This window comes from Amycolatopsis marina (assembly GCF_900111885.1).
GTDB lineage: Bacteria > Actinomycetota > Actinomycetes > Mycobacteriales > Pseudonocardiaceae > Amycolatopsis > Amycolatopsis marina.
The window spans coordinates 41,984-55,391 of sequence record NZ_FOKG01000012.1 but is presented as its reverse complement, the minus strand read 5'-3'; the positions used below and the strand labels follow the sequence as shown (position 1 = coordinate 55,391).

The 13,408-nt window shown below is 70.2% G+C and carries 12 protein-coding genes; 7 read left to right on the top strand and 5 right to left on the bottom strand.

Features of this window, described 5'->3' with window-relative positions; translation table 11 throughout:
- Nucleotides 1-26: 26 nt before the first annotated feature.
- Nucleotides 27-713, top strand: coding sequence for a DUF3710 domain-containing protein (locus tag BM199_RS19775; protein WP_091674758.1), 687 nt, complete (start codon nt 27-29; stop codon nt 711-713).
- A gap of 87 nt (nt 714-800) precedes the next feature.
- On the top strand, nt 801-2,012 hold the full coding sequence (locus tag BM199_RS19770) for a GDSL-type esterase/lipase family protein (protein WP_091674757.1): 1,212 nt from the start codon (nt 801-803) through the stop codon (nt 2,010-2,012).
- Here BM199_RS19770 and BM199_RS19765 read toward each other — a convergent pair.
- Nucleotides 2,002-2,718 (bottom strand): alpha/beta hydrolase, encoded by a 717-nt coding sequence (locus BM199_RS19765; RefSeq protein WP_245788471.1) that lies wholly within the window; start codon nt 2,716-2,718, stop codon nt 2,002-2,004. The two genes, BM199_RS19770 and BM199_RS19765, sit on opposite strands and share 11 nt — an antisense overlap.
- Nucleotides 2,719-2,822: 104 nt before the next feature.
- On the opposite strand from BM199_RS19765, the gene BM199_RS19760 reads away from it, so the two are divergent.
- Both BM199_RS19760 and BM199_RS19755 read left to right on the top strand, forming a co-directional pair.
- Nucleotides 2,823-3,203, top strand: coding sequence for an OB-fold nucleic acid binding domain-containing protein (locus BM199_RS19760; protein WP_091674755.1), 381 nt, complete (start codon nt 2,823-2,825; stop codon nt 3,201-3,203).
- A gap of 80 nt (nt 3,204-3,283) precedes the next feature.
- Complete coding sequence (locus BM199_RS19755; protein WP_425425553.1) at nt 3,284-4,096, top strand: DUF3159 domain-containing protein; 813 nt, start codon at nt 3,284-3,286, stop codon at nt 4,094-4,096.
- A gap of 74 nt (nt 4,097-4,170) precedes the next feature.
- Here the strand turns inward: BM199_RS19755 and BM199_RS19750 are convergent, their stop codons facing one another.
- Both BM199_RS19750 and BM199_RS19745 read right to left on the bottom strand, forming a co-directional pair.
- The gene (locus BM199_RS19750; protein WP_091674754.1) at nt 4,171-4,827 is read right to left on the bottom strand and encodes a potassium channel family protein; all 657 of its coding nucleotides are present in this window, start codon (nt 4,825-4,827) and stop codon (nt 4,171-4,173) included.
- Complete coding sequence (locus BM199_RS19745) at nt 4,827-5,492, bottom strand: potassium channel family protein (RefSeq protein WP_091674753.1); 666 nt, start codon at nt 5,490-5,492, stop codon at nt 4,827-4,829. The genes BM199_RS19750 and BM199_RS19745 overlap by 1 nt, the downstream gene beginning before the upstream one ends.
- A 209-nt stretch (nt 5,493-5,701) precedes the next feature.
- Here BM199_RS19745 and BM199_RS19740 point away from each other — a divergent pair, with 209 nt between their 5' ends.
- The 3 genes from BM199_RS19740 (at nt 5,702) to BM199_RS34600 (ending at nt 10,311) form a co-directional block, all read left to right on the top strand.
- Nucleotides 5,702-7,765, top strand: coding sequence for an APC family permease (locus tag BM199_RS19740; RefSeq protein WP_091674752.1), 2,064 nt, complete (start codon nt 5,702-5,704; stop codon nt 7,763-7,765).
- The gene (locus tag BM199_RS19735; RefSeq protein WP_091674751.1) at nt 7,762-8,970 is read left to right on the top strand and encodes a class I SAM-dependent RNA methyltransferase; all 1,209 of its coding nucleotides are present in this window, start codon (nt 7,762-7,764) and stop codon (nt 8,968-8,970) included. The genes BM199_RS19740 and BM199_RS19735 overlap by 4 nt, the downstream gene beginning before the upstream one ends.
- Nucleotides 8,971-9,048: 78 nt before the next feature.
- Nucleotides 9,049-10,311, top strand: a complete 1,263-nt coding sequence (locus BM199_RS34600) for a DUF2786 domain-containing protein (protein ID WP_091674750.1) — start codon at nt 9,049-9,051, stop codon at nt 10,309-10,311.
- A 34-nt stretch (nt 10,312-10,345) separates the two neighbouring features.
- Here BM199_RS34600 and BM199_RS19725 read toward each other — a convergent pair whose 3' ends face one another.
- Nucleotides 10,346-11,896: a GMC family oxidoreductase gene (locus tag BM199_RS19725; RefSeq protein WP_091674749.1), complete on the bottom strand. Its 1,551-nt coding sequence runs from the start codon at nt 11,894-11,896 to the stop codon at nt 10,346-10,348.
- Nucleotides 11,893-13,398, bottom strand: a complete 1,506-nt coding sequence (locus BM199_RS19720; protein ID WP_091674748.1) for an aldehyde dehydrogenase family protein — start codon at nt 13,396-13,398, stop codon at nt 11,893-11,895. The genes BM199_RS19725 and BM199_RS19720 overlap by 4 nt, the downstream gene beginning before the upstream one ends.
- Nucleotides 13,399-13,408 lie beyond the last annotated feature (10 nt).

The following is a 13,408-nucleotide window of genomic DNA, read 5'->3' as shown; positions in this document are numbered from 1 at the left end:
TCACTGGGGAAGGGAACGGAGAGCTAGTGGGGATTTTCGGACGTAAGCGCAGGCCTGCCGAGCAGAACGGGCAGGCGGAGGGGCGGTCCAGGGGACGGCATGCCGCCCCGGACGACGACGAGCTGCCCGGCGCGGACGAGGGGGAGTGGGACGATCCGCAGCCCCTGGAGAGTCCCGATGGACCGTTCGACATCGCCGATGCGCCGGAGGACGAGATCCCGCGCATCGATCTCGGCTCGGTCCGGGTGCCCGTCCCCGACGGTGCGCAGGTGCAGGTGGAGATGGACCAGGCAGCCGGCAACGTCAGGGCGGTCCACGTGGTGACCGGACAAGGCCAGGTCACGGTGAGCGGTTACGCCGCACCCCGATCCGGTGGCCTGTGGGACGAGGTGGGCACGGAACTGGCGGAGCAACTGCGTAAGGACGGTGCCCAGGTCGCCACCGGTGACGGCGAGTGGGGCATGGAGTTGTCGGCCGTGCTGGGCGAGGTCGCGTTGCGATTCGTCGGCGTTGACGGCCCACGGTGGATGCTGCGCGGGGTCATCGCGGGTCCGCAGTCGAAGGCGGCGGAAGCGCCGGGCACCCTGCGCGACATCGTCCGCCACACCATCGTGGTTCGTGGTGACGCGCCGATGCCGGTACGCACGCCGTTGCAGATCACCCTGCCGGACGCCGTCGCCGAGCACATCGCCGCGCAGCAGCAGGGCCAGTAACCCGGCTTCGTGGCGGGGACAGGGCCACGAAGCCGGTCAGCGGAAAACCATTGTGCGGATCAGGCGATCGGTTGGCAGGCTGCGATCATGAGCGCGCGCCCTGAGTCCGACACCCGCTACCACGGCACGCCCGTCACCGCGGACCTCCTGCGCGGCGCGCTCGAGGTGGAACGCACCGACCACGGTGTGCTGCCGCACCGGCTGCCTGCCTGGGCCCGCGCGCAGTTCTCGGACGGGCAGCTGGCCATGTCGGAGGCCCAGCCCTCCGGCGTACGGCTGGTGGTGCGCACCCGGGCCACCGTCGTCGAGCTGGACACGCTGCGCACCAAGGTGGGCTACCGGGACATCCCACCGCGTCCCGACGGCGTGTACGACCTGCTCGTCGACGGCAGGCCGGCGGGACAGGCCAGTACGACCGGCGGCAAGGTGCTGCTGCTGGACATGGCCACCGGGACGGCGGAGACCCGGCCCGGCCCGGTCGGCACCGTCCGCTTCGACGGCCTGCCGGACCGGGTGAAGGACGTGGAGATCTGGCTGCCGCACACCGAGATCACCGAACTGGTCGCCCTGCGGACCGATGCCCCGGTGGCGGCCGTGCCGCCAGAGGGCCGGCGGGTGTGGCTGCACCACGGCAGCTCGATCAGCCACGGCTCGAACGCCGCGAGCCCGTCGACGACCTGGCCTGCCCTCGCCGCCTCGGCCGGCGGCGTCGAACTGGTCAACCTCGGCTTCGGCGGCAGCGCCCTGCTCGACCCGTTCACCGCCCGCACCATGCGGGACACACCCGCGGACCTGCTCAGCGTTAAGATCGGCATCAACGTGGTCAACGCCGACCTGATGCGTCTGCGTGCCTTCACACCTGCGGTGCACGGCTTCCTCGACACCATCCGCGAGGGCCATCCCACCACGCCGCTGCTGGTCGTCTCGTCGATCCTGTGCCCCATCCACGAGGACACCCCAGGGCCTGGCGCCGTCGACTTCAGCACGGGGACCCTGCGGTTCAGCGCCACCGGCGACCCTGCCGAGCGCGCCGCGGGGAAGCTGACGCTCAATGTCATCCGGGACGAACTGGCCGGTGTCGTGCGGCAGCGGGCAGCCGACGACCCCAACCTGCACTACCTCGACGGCCGCGACCTCTATGGCGCGGCGGACTTCGCCGAGCTGCCGCTGCCAGATCAACTGCACCCGGACGCCGCCGCACACCGCCGGATCGGCGAACGTTTCGCCGCGGTGGCCTTCGGCGCGGGGGGACCGTTCGCAACCGGCCGTGGCTCCGCGCGTTTTGCCGTCAGAGACTGATTGCGTCGGCCCACGCCGCCGCCACCGTCCGCCCGAGAGACTCCCGGTCGGCGCCGAGCGCGGCCAGTGAAGTTTCCCGCACCGTCGCCGTCGGCAGTGCCGCCGCCCACTCCCGCGCCACCGCCGCGGGATGTACCGGGTCGTCGACACAGGCCGCGATGCCGACCGGAACCGTAAGACGGGCCAGTTCGCCACTGGTCGGTCCCGCATGGGCAGCCGCGGCGCGCAGACCCGCCACCAACCCAGCGCCGTGCCTGCGCCACGCGCGGCGCAGTTCGGCCGCGAGCCACGGCTCGATCCCGGCCGTGGAGATGGCCAGTGCGGCTTCGAGGCCCTCGCGTTCCACGAGATCGGCGGAGATGCCCGCGGCGACGGCCGCGGGGGCGTGCTGCGCGGTCCCGGTCCACGCGGGCAGTGCGGCGAGCACCCCGGCGCACCGGTCCGGATTGCGCACCGCCCACTCGGCCGCGAGGTGGGCGCCGAGGGAGATACCGCCCACCAGGACGGTCCCGGGTGCCGCGGCGGCGAAGGAGTCGAGCTCGGCAAGGTAGCCCTGGACGAGATCGGTGCCCCGCGGCGGGGCCGGTGTGTGTATCCGCACCCCGAGGGCATGCAGGGGCCCGGCGAACACCGAGCGGACGAACACCTCGTCGGAGCCCGTACCGGGCAGTAACACGGCCTGCATCCCAGGCATTGCGGACGTCACGTTGCGATCCTGACGCAAAGCGGCTTCCCTTGCCGGGAAAGAGTTACGCTGGATTCGCACGGGCCGTGAGTTGTCGGGGGCCCCGGAGCACAGGAGCACCGCATATGCCCGCCAAAGACGGCGGCTACTTCAGCCGGCTGGTTCGTAAGCTGACCAGCGAAGTCGAGGATCTCGACGCCCATGACCTGTCCGAGAAGTCGGAGGCCGGTGGGGCCCAGCGAGCGTGTGACTGCCGTTCGGGCCAGGAAGTAACCGTGCTCGGCAGGTTGCGCACCGTGGAGCTGTGCCCGAACACCGAGGCCGCCACGCTGGAAGCCGAGCTCTTCGACGGCACCGATGGCGTGACGCTAGTCTGGCTTGGTCGCCGCCGCATTCCCGGCATCGAGCCGGGACGCACGATCAAGGTGCGCGGCCGGATGGCCGACCGTAACGGCCGCAAGGTGTTGTACAACCCGTACTACGAACTGCAGACGACGACGTCCTAGGCATTCCAGGCGTCCTGGTAGTTCTAGACGCCCAACGCAGGCGGGTTGCCCGAACCGACGTGGATGAGTGATAGCGCATCGTGAGTGACCCCGCCCGAAGCGGTGATCAGGACACCAAGCCCGACACCGAGCCTGACACGGTGACCGCCGCCGGAGAGGCGACGAACACGCCCGAGCCGGACAGGCAGGACCCGGCGGACACCGAGCGTCCCGAGGCCGCGCCGACCATGCTCGAGCAGATGGGGGGCGTCTCCGGGCTCGCCTACTCGTCGGTCCCGGTCGTCGTGTTCGTCCTCGCCAACGCCCTCTTCGGGCTGCAGCCGGCGATCTGGTGCGCGCTCGGCAGTGCCGTGCTGATCACCGTGGTGCGGGTGGTGCGCAAGGAACCGCTCCAGCCTGCCATTTCGGGGTTCTTCGGAGTCGCCATCGCCGCGTTCCTCGCGTATCGGACAGGTTCGGCGAAGGGCTTCTTCCTCTTCGGCATCTGGGCGAGCGTCGTGTACGGCAGCGTGTTGCTGGCCTCGGTTCTGGTGCGCTGGCCGTTGGCCGGAGTGATCTGGAACGCGCTCAACGGCACGGGCATGGCCTGGCGGCGCGACAAGCAGTCGAGGCGTGACTTCGACATCGCCACACTGGCGCTCACCGCCGTGTTCGCCGCGCGGTTCATCGTGCAGCGGTGGCTCTACGACGAGGACCACACCGGCTGGCTGGCCTTCGCCAAGATCGCGATGGGATATCCGCTGTACGGGCTGGCGTTGCTGGTCGTGGTCTGGGCGGTCCGGCGGTCGGACAAGCGGCTCAAGGCGATCGAGGAGACCCGCGCGGCCGAGGAGGCCGACGTAGAGGCCCGGCTGCGCGCCAAATACGGCCAGACGCCCCCACGGGAAGCCTGAACGGGGCGGTCCTGGGATGTCCCCAATGCCACATTGGGGAACTTCCGCGGGGGGCGTGCGGGCGCACCCGTGCCCTAGTAGCCGAGGGCGGTGCGGATGTCGGATTCGACGTCGGCGTGCGCCACGAACAGGAGTTCGTCGCCGGGCTCCAGCGGGTCCTCCGGCTGCGGGACGATGACCCGATCGCCACGCAGGATCGTCACCAGCGCGGCGTCCCGGGGCAGGTTGAGATCCCGCACCGGCCTGCCCGCCAGCGGCGTCTCCTCGGGCAGGGTCAGTTCGACGAGGTTGGCCTGGCTCTGCCGGAAGGTCATCAGCCGGACCAGATCGCCGACGCTCACCGCCTCCTCGACCATCGCCGCGAGCATCCGCGGCGTGGAGACCGCCACGTCCACACCCCAGGAATCGGTGAACAACCACTCGTTGGCCGGGTTGTTCACCCTGGCCACCACCCTGCGCACCGCGAACTCGGTCTTGGCGAGCAGGGACACCACCAGGTTGACCTTGTCGTCACCCGTAGCGGCGATCACGACGTCACACAGCTGTATCCCGGACTCCTCGAGGGTGGAGACCTCGCACGCATCCCCGAGCACCCAGTCGGCCTGTTCGACCGTCTCCGGCATGAACTGTCCCGACTCGCGCTCGATGAGCATCACCACGTGCCCGGCGTCCACCAGTTCCGTCGCGATGGACCGGCCCACCGCACCCGCTCCGGCTATGGCGACCCGCATCAGTTGTCCTCCTCCGGGGCTCGCCCGGCCACGTTCGTCACGTCGCTGATGGTGCCCGACCGCGCGGCCACGTAGACGACGTCGTCCGCCTGCAGCACGGTCTTGGACTCCGGCAGCACACCGGTGCCGAACCGCATGATGAACGCCACCCGGCAACCGCACGCCCGTTGCAGGTCGCGCACGCTGCGCCCCACCCAGCCCTCGTGCAGGGGCAGCGGCAGGAGAGCGACAGTGCCGGAAGGCTCGCGCCACGAGGTGGAGACACCGTCGGGCAGCAGTGTGCGCAGGAAGCGGTCGGTGGTCCACGGGACGGTGGCGACCGTCGGGATGCCGAGACGCTCGTACACGGCGGCGCGCTTGTGGTCGTAGATCCTGGCGACCACATGCTCCACACCGAAGGTTTCGCGCGCCACCCTGGCCGAGATGATGTTCGAGTTGTCTCCGCTGGACACGGCGGCGAACGCGCCGGCCCGCTCGATCCCCGCCTGAACGAGCACCTGACGGTCGAAGCCGACCCCCACCACCTGCTGCCCGGAGAACTCGCTGCTGAGCCTGCGGAAGGCCTGCTTGTCCTTGTCGATCACGGCCACCTCGTGGCCGAGCCGCTCCAGCGCCGCGGCCAGGGACGCACCGACCCGGCCGCATCCCATGATCACCACGTGCACGCCTTGCCTCCTCCTGTCGGCGTCGCCTGCCCGGCGGCACAGTACAAAACGGCTTCGCCGACCGCGGATTCCCTCGGTCGCGCTCGCGTCCGTGGAGAACGTACCGCGAGGTCGGCGCCGGTGTCCTCGCACGGGGTGTGTGCGCAAGGCGAACCGCACCGCGAGCGGCCAGCGTCGGCGCCTCCGGCGAGACGATCTACCCTTTTCCGGTGTCCAAGTTCACCACTGCGGCGAAGAGGCTGGTACTGGGCCGGCCGTTCCGCAGCGACCGGCTCTCCCACACGCTGTTGCCCAAGCGCATCGCGCTGCCCGTATTCGCCTCCGACCCCATGTCCAGCGTGGCGTACGCGCCGGAGGAGATCCTCCTCATGCTCTCCATCGCGGGAGCGTCGGCGTACGTGTTCAGCCCGTGGATCGGGCTCGTGGTGGTCCTCGTCATGGTCGCGGTGGTCGCGTCGTACCGGCAGAACGTGCAGGCATACACCTCCGGCGGTGGGGACTACGAGGTGGCCACGGTCAATCACGGACAGAAATGGGGTCTCGTCGTCGGCAGCGCGCTGCTGGTCGACTACGTCCTGACGGTCGCGGTCTCCATCGCCGCGGCGGCCGCCAACATCGGCTCCGCGGTGCCGTTCGTGGCGACCCACAAGGTCGAGTTCGCGGTGGCCGCCATCCTGCTGCTCACCGCCGCCAACCTGCGTGGTGTCCGCGAGTCCGGCAAGACGTTCGCCATTCCGTCCTATGCGTTCGTCGTCGGCATTCTCGGCATGATCATCTGGGGTGCGATCCGGGTGTTCGTCCTCGACGAGGAGGTGCGTGCCGAGAGCGCCGATCTCATCCTGCAGGAGGAGGGCGCCCACCTCGCGGGGTTCGGTCTCGTGTTCCTGGTGCTGCGCGCCTTCTCCTCGGGCAGCGCCGCGCTGACCGGAGTCGAGGCGATCAGCAACGGCGTACCCGCCTTCCGCAAGCCGAAGGGCCGCAACGCCGCGACCACCCTGCTGATGATGGGCGTGCTCGCGATCACGATGTTCCTCGGACTGCTCTTCCTGGCGCGGGTGACCGGCGCGGTGATGGCGGAGCACCCGGAAACGCAGCTGGTCAACGCGCCCGAAGGCTACGAACAGAAGACACTGGTGGCGCAGCTCGCCAACGCGGTGTTCACCGGCTTCTCGCCCGCGGTCTGGTTCATCATCTTCTTCACCGGGCTCATCCTGGTGCTCGCGGCCAATACGGCCTTCAACGGGTTTCCGGTCCTGGGCTCGATCCTCGCCCAGGACCGGCATTTGCCCCGGCAACTGCACACCCGCGGCGACCGCCTCGCATTCTCCAACGGCATTCTCTTTCTCGCGGGATTCGCGATCCTGCTGGTGATCGTGTTCGAAGCCGAGGTCACCCAGCTGATCCAGCTCTACATCGTCGGCGTGTTCGTGTCGTTCACGCTCAGCCAGAGCGGGATGATCCGGCACTGGAACCGCCTGCTGGCCACGGAAGCCGATCCCGATGCGCGGCGGCGGATGCGGCGGTCCCAGGCCATCAACTCGTTCGGCCTCTTCATGACCGCGTCCGTTCTAGTCATCGTGCTGGTGACGAAGTTCCTCGCGGGCGCCTGGATCTCCATCGTGGCGATGGCGGCCATCTTCTGGCTGATGACCGCGATCCGCAAACACTACGACCGGGTCGCCGAGGAACTGCGTGATGTGGATCGCAAGCCTGCCGTGCTGCCGTCGCGAAACCACGCGATCGTGCTGGTGTCCACACTGCACCGTCCCACGCTGCGGGCACTGGCCTACGCCAAGGCGACCAGACCCGACGTACTGGAGGCGGTCACCGTCAATGTGGACGACGTGGACACCAAGAAACTGGTGGAGAACTGGGAGAAGCACGGCTTCTCGATACCGTTGAAGGTGGTCGAGTCGCCCTACCGGGAGATCACCAAGCCCGTCCTGGACTACGTGCGACGGGTTCGGGGGGACAACCCGCGCGATGTGGTGACGATCTTCATCCCGGAGTACGTGGTGGGCCACTGGTGGGAACAGTTGCTGCACAACCAGAGCGCACTGCGGCTCAAGGGCAGGCTGTTGTTCGAGTCGGGGGTCATGGTGACCAGCGTTCCGTGGCAGCTGGAGTCGTCCAAGCTCCGCTCCCGCAAGGCGAAGGTCGAACGGCCCGCCGCGGGCGACGTCCGGCGTGGCCTCTACGGCGCGCGTCGCATCTCCGGTTCGAACGGCCGGGGTGCAAAGGACCCCAACGGCGCGAAGGACCCGGAACGGTGAGCGGCCAGCAGCACCCGGACAGCTGGGCGGGCCGCACCGTGGAGCTGGAGGTCGGTTCCGTCGCGCACGGTGGCCACTGTGTGTCCCGGCTGGACGGACGCGTCGTCTTCGTGCGGCACGCGCTGCCCGGGGAGATCGTGCTCGCGGAGGTCACGGAGGACAAGGGCGGCTCGTTCTGCCGGGCGGACGCCGTCCGGGTACTGCGCTCGTCCCCGCATCGGGTGGAGCCGGTCTGCCCGCTGGCCGCTCCCGGACTCTGCGGTGGCTGTGACTGGCAACATGCGGCACCACAGGTGCAACGGGAACTCAAGGCACAGGTCGTGAGTGAACAGTTGCGGCGGCTGGCAGGGCTGGACAGGACCGTCGAGGTGGAGGCCCTGCCCGGTGGACCGCTCGGCTGGCGCAGCCGCGTCCGGCTGGTGGCCGACGCCGAGGGCAGGCCCGGTCTGCGGGCACACCGGAGTCACCGGGTGATCCCGCTGGCCGGGTGCCCGATCTCGGTGCCGGGCGCGATGGACGACGCGATGGCCAGGACCTGGCGTCCCGGGACGGAACTGGAGATCACCCGCGACGGCGAAGGCCGGACGCACCTGCGTGAGCTGACCACCGTGCGCGGGCGGGACAAATCGCGGCAGATCAAGGGCGGTATCGCCGTGCAGCACGCCGCGGGGCGCGACTGGCGGCTGGCCGCGCACGGCTTCTGGCAGGTGCATCCCGCCGCGGCCGACGCGCTCGCCGACGTTGTGGGTGAGTGGGCCGACGCCCCCGCGGGTGGCCGGGCGTGGGATCTGTACGCCGGGGTCGGGCTCTTCGCGTCGGTACTGGCCGAACAGGTCGGCCGCCACGGCGATGTGCTCGCCGTCGAGTCGGGACGGCGTGCCGTGGCCGACGGGGAGGCGAACCTCGCGGACCTGCCCCAGGTGCGCTGGCGGGCGGGGCAGGTCGACCGGGTGCTGGCCGGGGCCGGCGAGCGGCCCGACGTCGTGGTGCTGGATCCACCGCGCAAGGGCGCGGGGGCAGCGGTGGTGCGGGCGATCGCGGCCGGCGCCCCTGATCGGATCGTCTATGTCGCGTGCGACCCGGCCGCACTCGCCAGGGACATCGCCACCTTCGCGGGTCACGGCTACCACCTGCACGAACTCCGGGCGTTCGACGCGTTTCCCATGACCCATCACGTGGAGTGTGTGGCCCTGTTGCGAGCGTGACGACAGAACTGTCGGTGGCATCCGGCAGGCTCACGAGCCGGACGTCACGCGCACGGTCACATCACGAAGGGGGAGAACATGGCAACGGGGGAGCGGCACGCGGGCAGGGAAGACCTGGTGCAGGCAGCGGTGGACGCCATCCGGCTGGCCGCACGATGGCACCCGGCGGCCCACCCGTCTTCCGCCACCGCCCAAGCGGAGACGCTTCGCGCCGCAGCGCTGGCCACCGACGTCCAGGAGCGGTACGCGGACTCGCCGCGGTCGGTGGAGGCCGCGGCGGACCTGGTGCTCGTCGACCTCGCCGCGACACTGCGAACGCGGGGATGGCCTGCGGCCGACCTCTGGCAGGTGACCCACCGGAAGCTGGACGGGCTCGCGGAGAGCCTGCTGGTCGACACGATCGCCGCCGAGTGCGCTCGTCGGCCCGCCGCCGCCGTGTCCGCACGGACGCGCGAGCAGTTGACCCGCCTCGGCGCCGTCGTCTGGTGGGAACGGGACCGCCCACACCTGGGGCAGTGGGCACACCGGCACGGCCTCTCCGGTCCCGATGCCGTCGGGGTCGTCCTCCGCGTGGCCGGTCTGGGGGGCCGCCTGCCCGCCCTGCCGGTGCCGGCCCCGGATTCCCCGGACAGGTCAGGAGTGGACGAACGGATGCTCGCCAAGGTGCGGGCACTGCTGGCCAAGGCGGAGTCCACCCAGTTCCCCGAGGAGGCCGAGATGCTCTCGGCCAAGGCGCAGGAGTTGATGAGCCGCTACTCGGTCGAGCGGGCACTGGTGGACGACCAGGGCTCGGGTGCGGCGGCAGGCGCTCGCGGCTCGGTGCGCCGGGTCTGGCTGGACAGCCCGTATCTGGGGCCCAAGGCCCATCTCGTCGCGGCGGTGGCCAGGGCGAACCGCTGCAGGGCGGTGTCCTACGAGCGGCTGGAGTTCGCGGTGCTGGTGGGTCACGAGGTCGACCTGGACATCGCGGAACTGCTCGCCACCTCCCTGCTCGTGCAGGCCACCGAGGCGATGCTGCTCGCGGGCAGGGACGCAGGCCGTGCGGGCCAGTCCCGTCTCCGGTCGTTCCGGCACGCCTTCCTGCTGGCCTACGCCGCCCGGATCGGCGAGCGGCTGCGGGAGGCCGACCGGGTCAGCACCGAACAGGTCCGCGACGAGCGGCTGCTGCCGGTGCTCGCCCGCCGGGAACAGGAGGTGGAGCGGCTGTTCACCGACCTGTTCCCGCGCACCGTCGCGCGCCGCACCACGGCGAGCAACCCCGAGGGCTGGGGCGCGGGCCGGGCGGCGGCGGACGCGGCGGACCTCGGGGTCCGCCGCGCTCAGCTCAGTGTTTTTCGGTGAACCCGCGCCCGCGAGCACCGCCCGCCGTAGCTCCTCAGCGCGCATCCTCACTGATCAGCTCGGCGCACTTCTCGCCGATCGCCATCGTGGTGATACACGGGTTCACCGCGACGAGGAACGGCATCACCGACGCGTCGGCGACCCGCAGGCCGTCCACGCCGCGGACGCGCAGGCGGGCGTCCAGCGGGGCGAACCGGTCGTTGTCGGCGCCCATCTTCACCGTGCTCGCAGGGTGATAGACGGTGTTGTGCGTCTTGCGCAGATAGTCGGCGATCTCGTCGTCGGTCCTGGCGTCCGGTCCCGGCGCCAGTTCGGCGCCTGCCCATTCGGCCATCGCGGGCTGGGACACGATCTCCCTGGCCAGCTTCACGCCGTAGGTCATCACCCGCACGTCGTGCTCGTCGGTGAAGTAGCGCGGGTTCACCTTCGGCTTGTCCCTGAAATCGCGGGTCCGCAGTCGGACCGAGCCGGTCGAGCGGCTGCGGGTGACGTTCGGGGTGAGGCAGAAGCCGTTCTCCGTCGTCGGATACCCGTGCCGCAACGTGTTCAGGTCGAATGGCACCGAGCCGTAGTGGAACATGAGATCCGGCCGGTCGAGGCCGTCCTCGGTGGTGGTGAAGATGCCGATCTCCCACCACTGTGTCGAGTCGGTGACCATCGGCTTGCGGGCGTCCCACTGGACCAGGCCCTCGGGGTGATCCTGCAGGTTCTCCCCGACGCCGGGGGAGTCCACCAGGACCTCCACGCCGACCTCACGCAGGTGCTCCGCGGGCCCGATCCCGGACAGCATCAGCAACTTCGGGCTGTCGATCGCGCCGTTGCTGAGAACGACCTCGCGCCTGGCCCTGACCTGCTCGCTGTGCAGCAGGTCCTCGGTCAGCACCTCGACGCCGGTGCAGCGGGTGCCCTCGAACGTCAGCCGCTTCGCGCGCGCACCCGTGCGGATCTCCAGGTTGGGCCGGGAGTCCATGATCGGGTGCAGGTACGACACGGACGCCGAGGAGCGGGTGCCGTCCTCCCTGGCGTTGATCTGGAACCAGTTCGCGCCGTGCGTGACGGTCTTTCCGGAGTTGAACTCGGTGCGCGGGATTCCGGCCTGCTCACAGGCCTGCAGCAGCGCGGCGCCGGTCGGGTCGCGGGGCGGGACCGACCGGATCGTCACCGGCCCGGAGCGGCCGTGGTGCTCGCCCGGCCCGTCGTTGGTCTCCAGCTTCTTGTACAGCGGGAAGATGTCGGCCGCGGACCAGCCGGGCAGGCCGAGCGAGGCCCACTCGTCGAGGTCCTCCGCGGGCGCCCAGAAGGCGATGCACGAGTTGTGCGAGGAGCAGCCGCCGAGCACCTTCGCCCGCGCGTGGCGCAGATAGGAGTTGCCCGACTCCTGCGGTTCGACCAGGTAGTCCCAGTCGTATCCGGACTCCAGCAGCCCCATCCAACGGTTGAGTTCGAGAATCGCGGGATCGCCCACATCGGACGGACCGGCTTCGAGCAGGCAGACCGTCACGGACGGGTCCTCGGACAGCCTGGCGGCAACGACCGAGCCGGCGGTACCGCCGCCGACCACCACGTAGTCGTACTCCTTGCTCACTTGCCCGCTCCCTCGTCCGTGCCGGTCACCGGGCCACCGGAGAACCAGCCGCTGGGGCCGGCCTTGAGGTTCTGGTAGATGTGCTTGGCCTCCTGGTACTCGGCAAGGCCGGTGGGGCCGAGCTCGCGGCCGAAGCCGGACTGCTTGAAGCCGCCCCACTCGGCCTGCGGGAGGTACGGGTGGAAGTCGTTGATCCAGACCGTGCCGTGGCGCAGGCGGCCCGCGACCCGCTGGGCACGGGAGGCGTCGGTGGTGAAGACCCCGGCCGAGAGCCCGTAGATGGTGTCGTTGGCGATCTCGACCGCCTCGTCCTCGTCCGCGAACGTCTCGACGGTGAGCACGGGGCCGAACGACTCGTCGGAGACCGCGAGCCCGCCACGGGGAACGTTCTCGAGGATCGTGGGCAGGTAGTAGTAGCCGTCGGTGAACTGCTCGCCCTCCGGGCGCCTGCCGCCGGTCCGCAGCACCGCGCCCTCGTCGAGTGCGCCCTGCACGTAGGCCTCCACCTTGGCCAGATGGTCCGCGGAGATCAGCGGCCCGGTCTCGGCGTCGGGATCGAACGGTCCGCCGAGACGGATGTTCTCGGCCCTGCGTACCAGTTCGTTGACGAAGGCCCCGTGGATCTCGCGCTGCACGACCAGCCGTGCGCCCGCCGAGCACACCTGTCCGGAGTGCAGGAAGATCGCGGTGAGGGCGTAGTCCACAGCGGAGTCGAAGTCGGCGTCGGCGAACACGACGTTCGGGTTCTTCCCGCCGAGTTCGAGCGCCACCTTCTTCACGGTCGCCGCGGCGGCGGCGGCCACCCTGCGCCCGGTAGTCAGCCCACCGGTGAAGGAGACCATGTCGACGTCGGGATGCTCGGACAGCGGCGCGCCCACCTCGGCCCCCGCGCCGAGGACCAGATTCGCCACTCCGTCGGGCACCCCGGCGTCGGAGAGCAACCGCATCAGCAGGATCGATGTGCTCGGGGTCAGCTCGCTCGGCTTCAACACGAACGTGTTGCCCGCCGCGAGTGCGGGGGCGACCTTCCACACGGTCTGCAGCAGGGGGAAGTTCCACGGCGTGATCAGGCCGCAGACACCGACCGGCTCGTGCACGATCCGGCTGATCGCGTCCGGGTTGCCCGTGTCGACCACGCGGCCGGCGTCCTGCCCGGCCAGCTTGCCGAAGTAACGCAGGCAGGCGGCGATGTCGTCCATGTCGAGCTCGCTCTCCACCATGCGCTTGCCGGTGTCGAGCGACTCGGCGCGGGCGAAGGCGTTCTTGCGCTGCTCCAGCAGCGCGGCGGCGCGCAGCAGGACATCACCGCGTTCCCAGGCGGGAGTCGAGGGCCACGGACCGGTGTCGAAGGCCGTCCTTGCCGCGGCGATCGCGGCCTCGGTGTCCTCCCGTGTGCCTTCGGCGACCGTGGCGACCAGTGACCCGTTGGCGGGACACCGGATCTCCCGGGTACTGCCGGCCCGGGAGTTGACCCACTGGCCGCCGATGAAGAAGTCAGCCATCGTTCCTCCT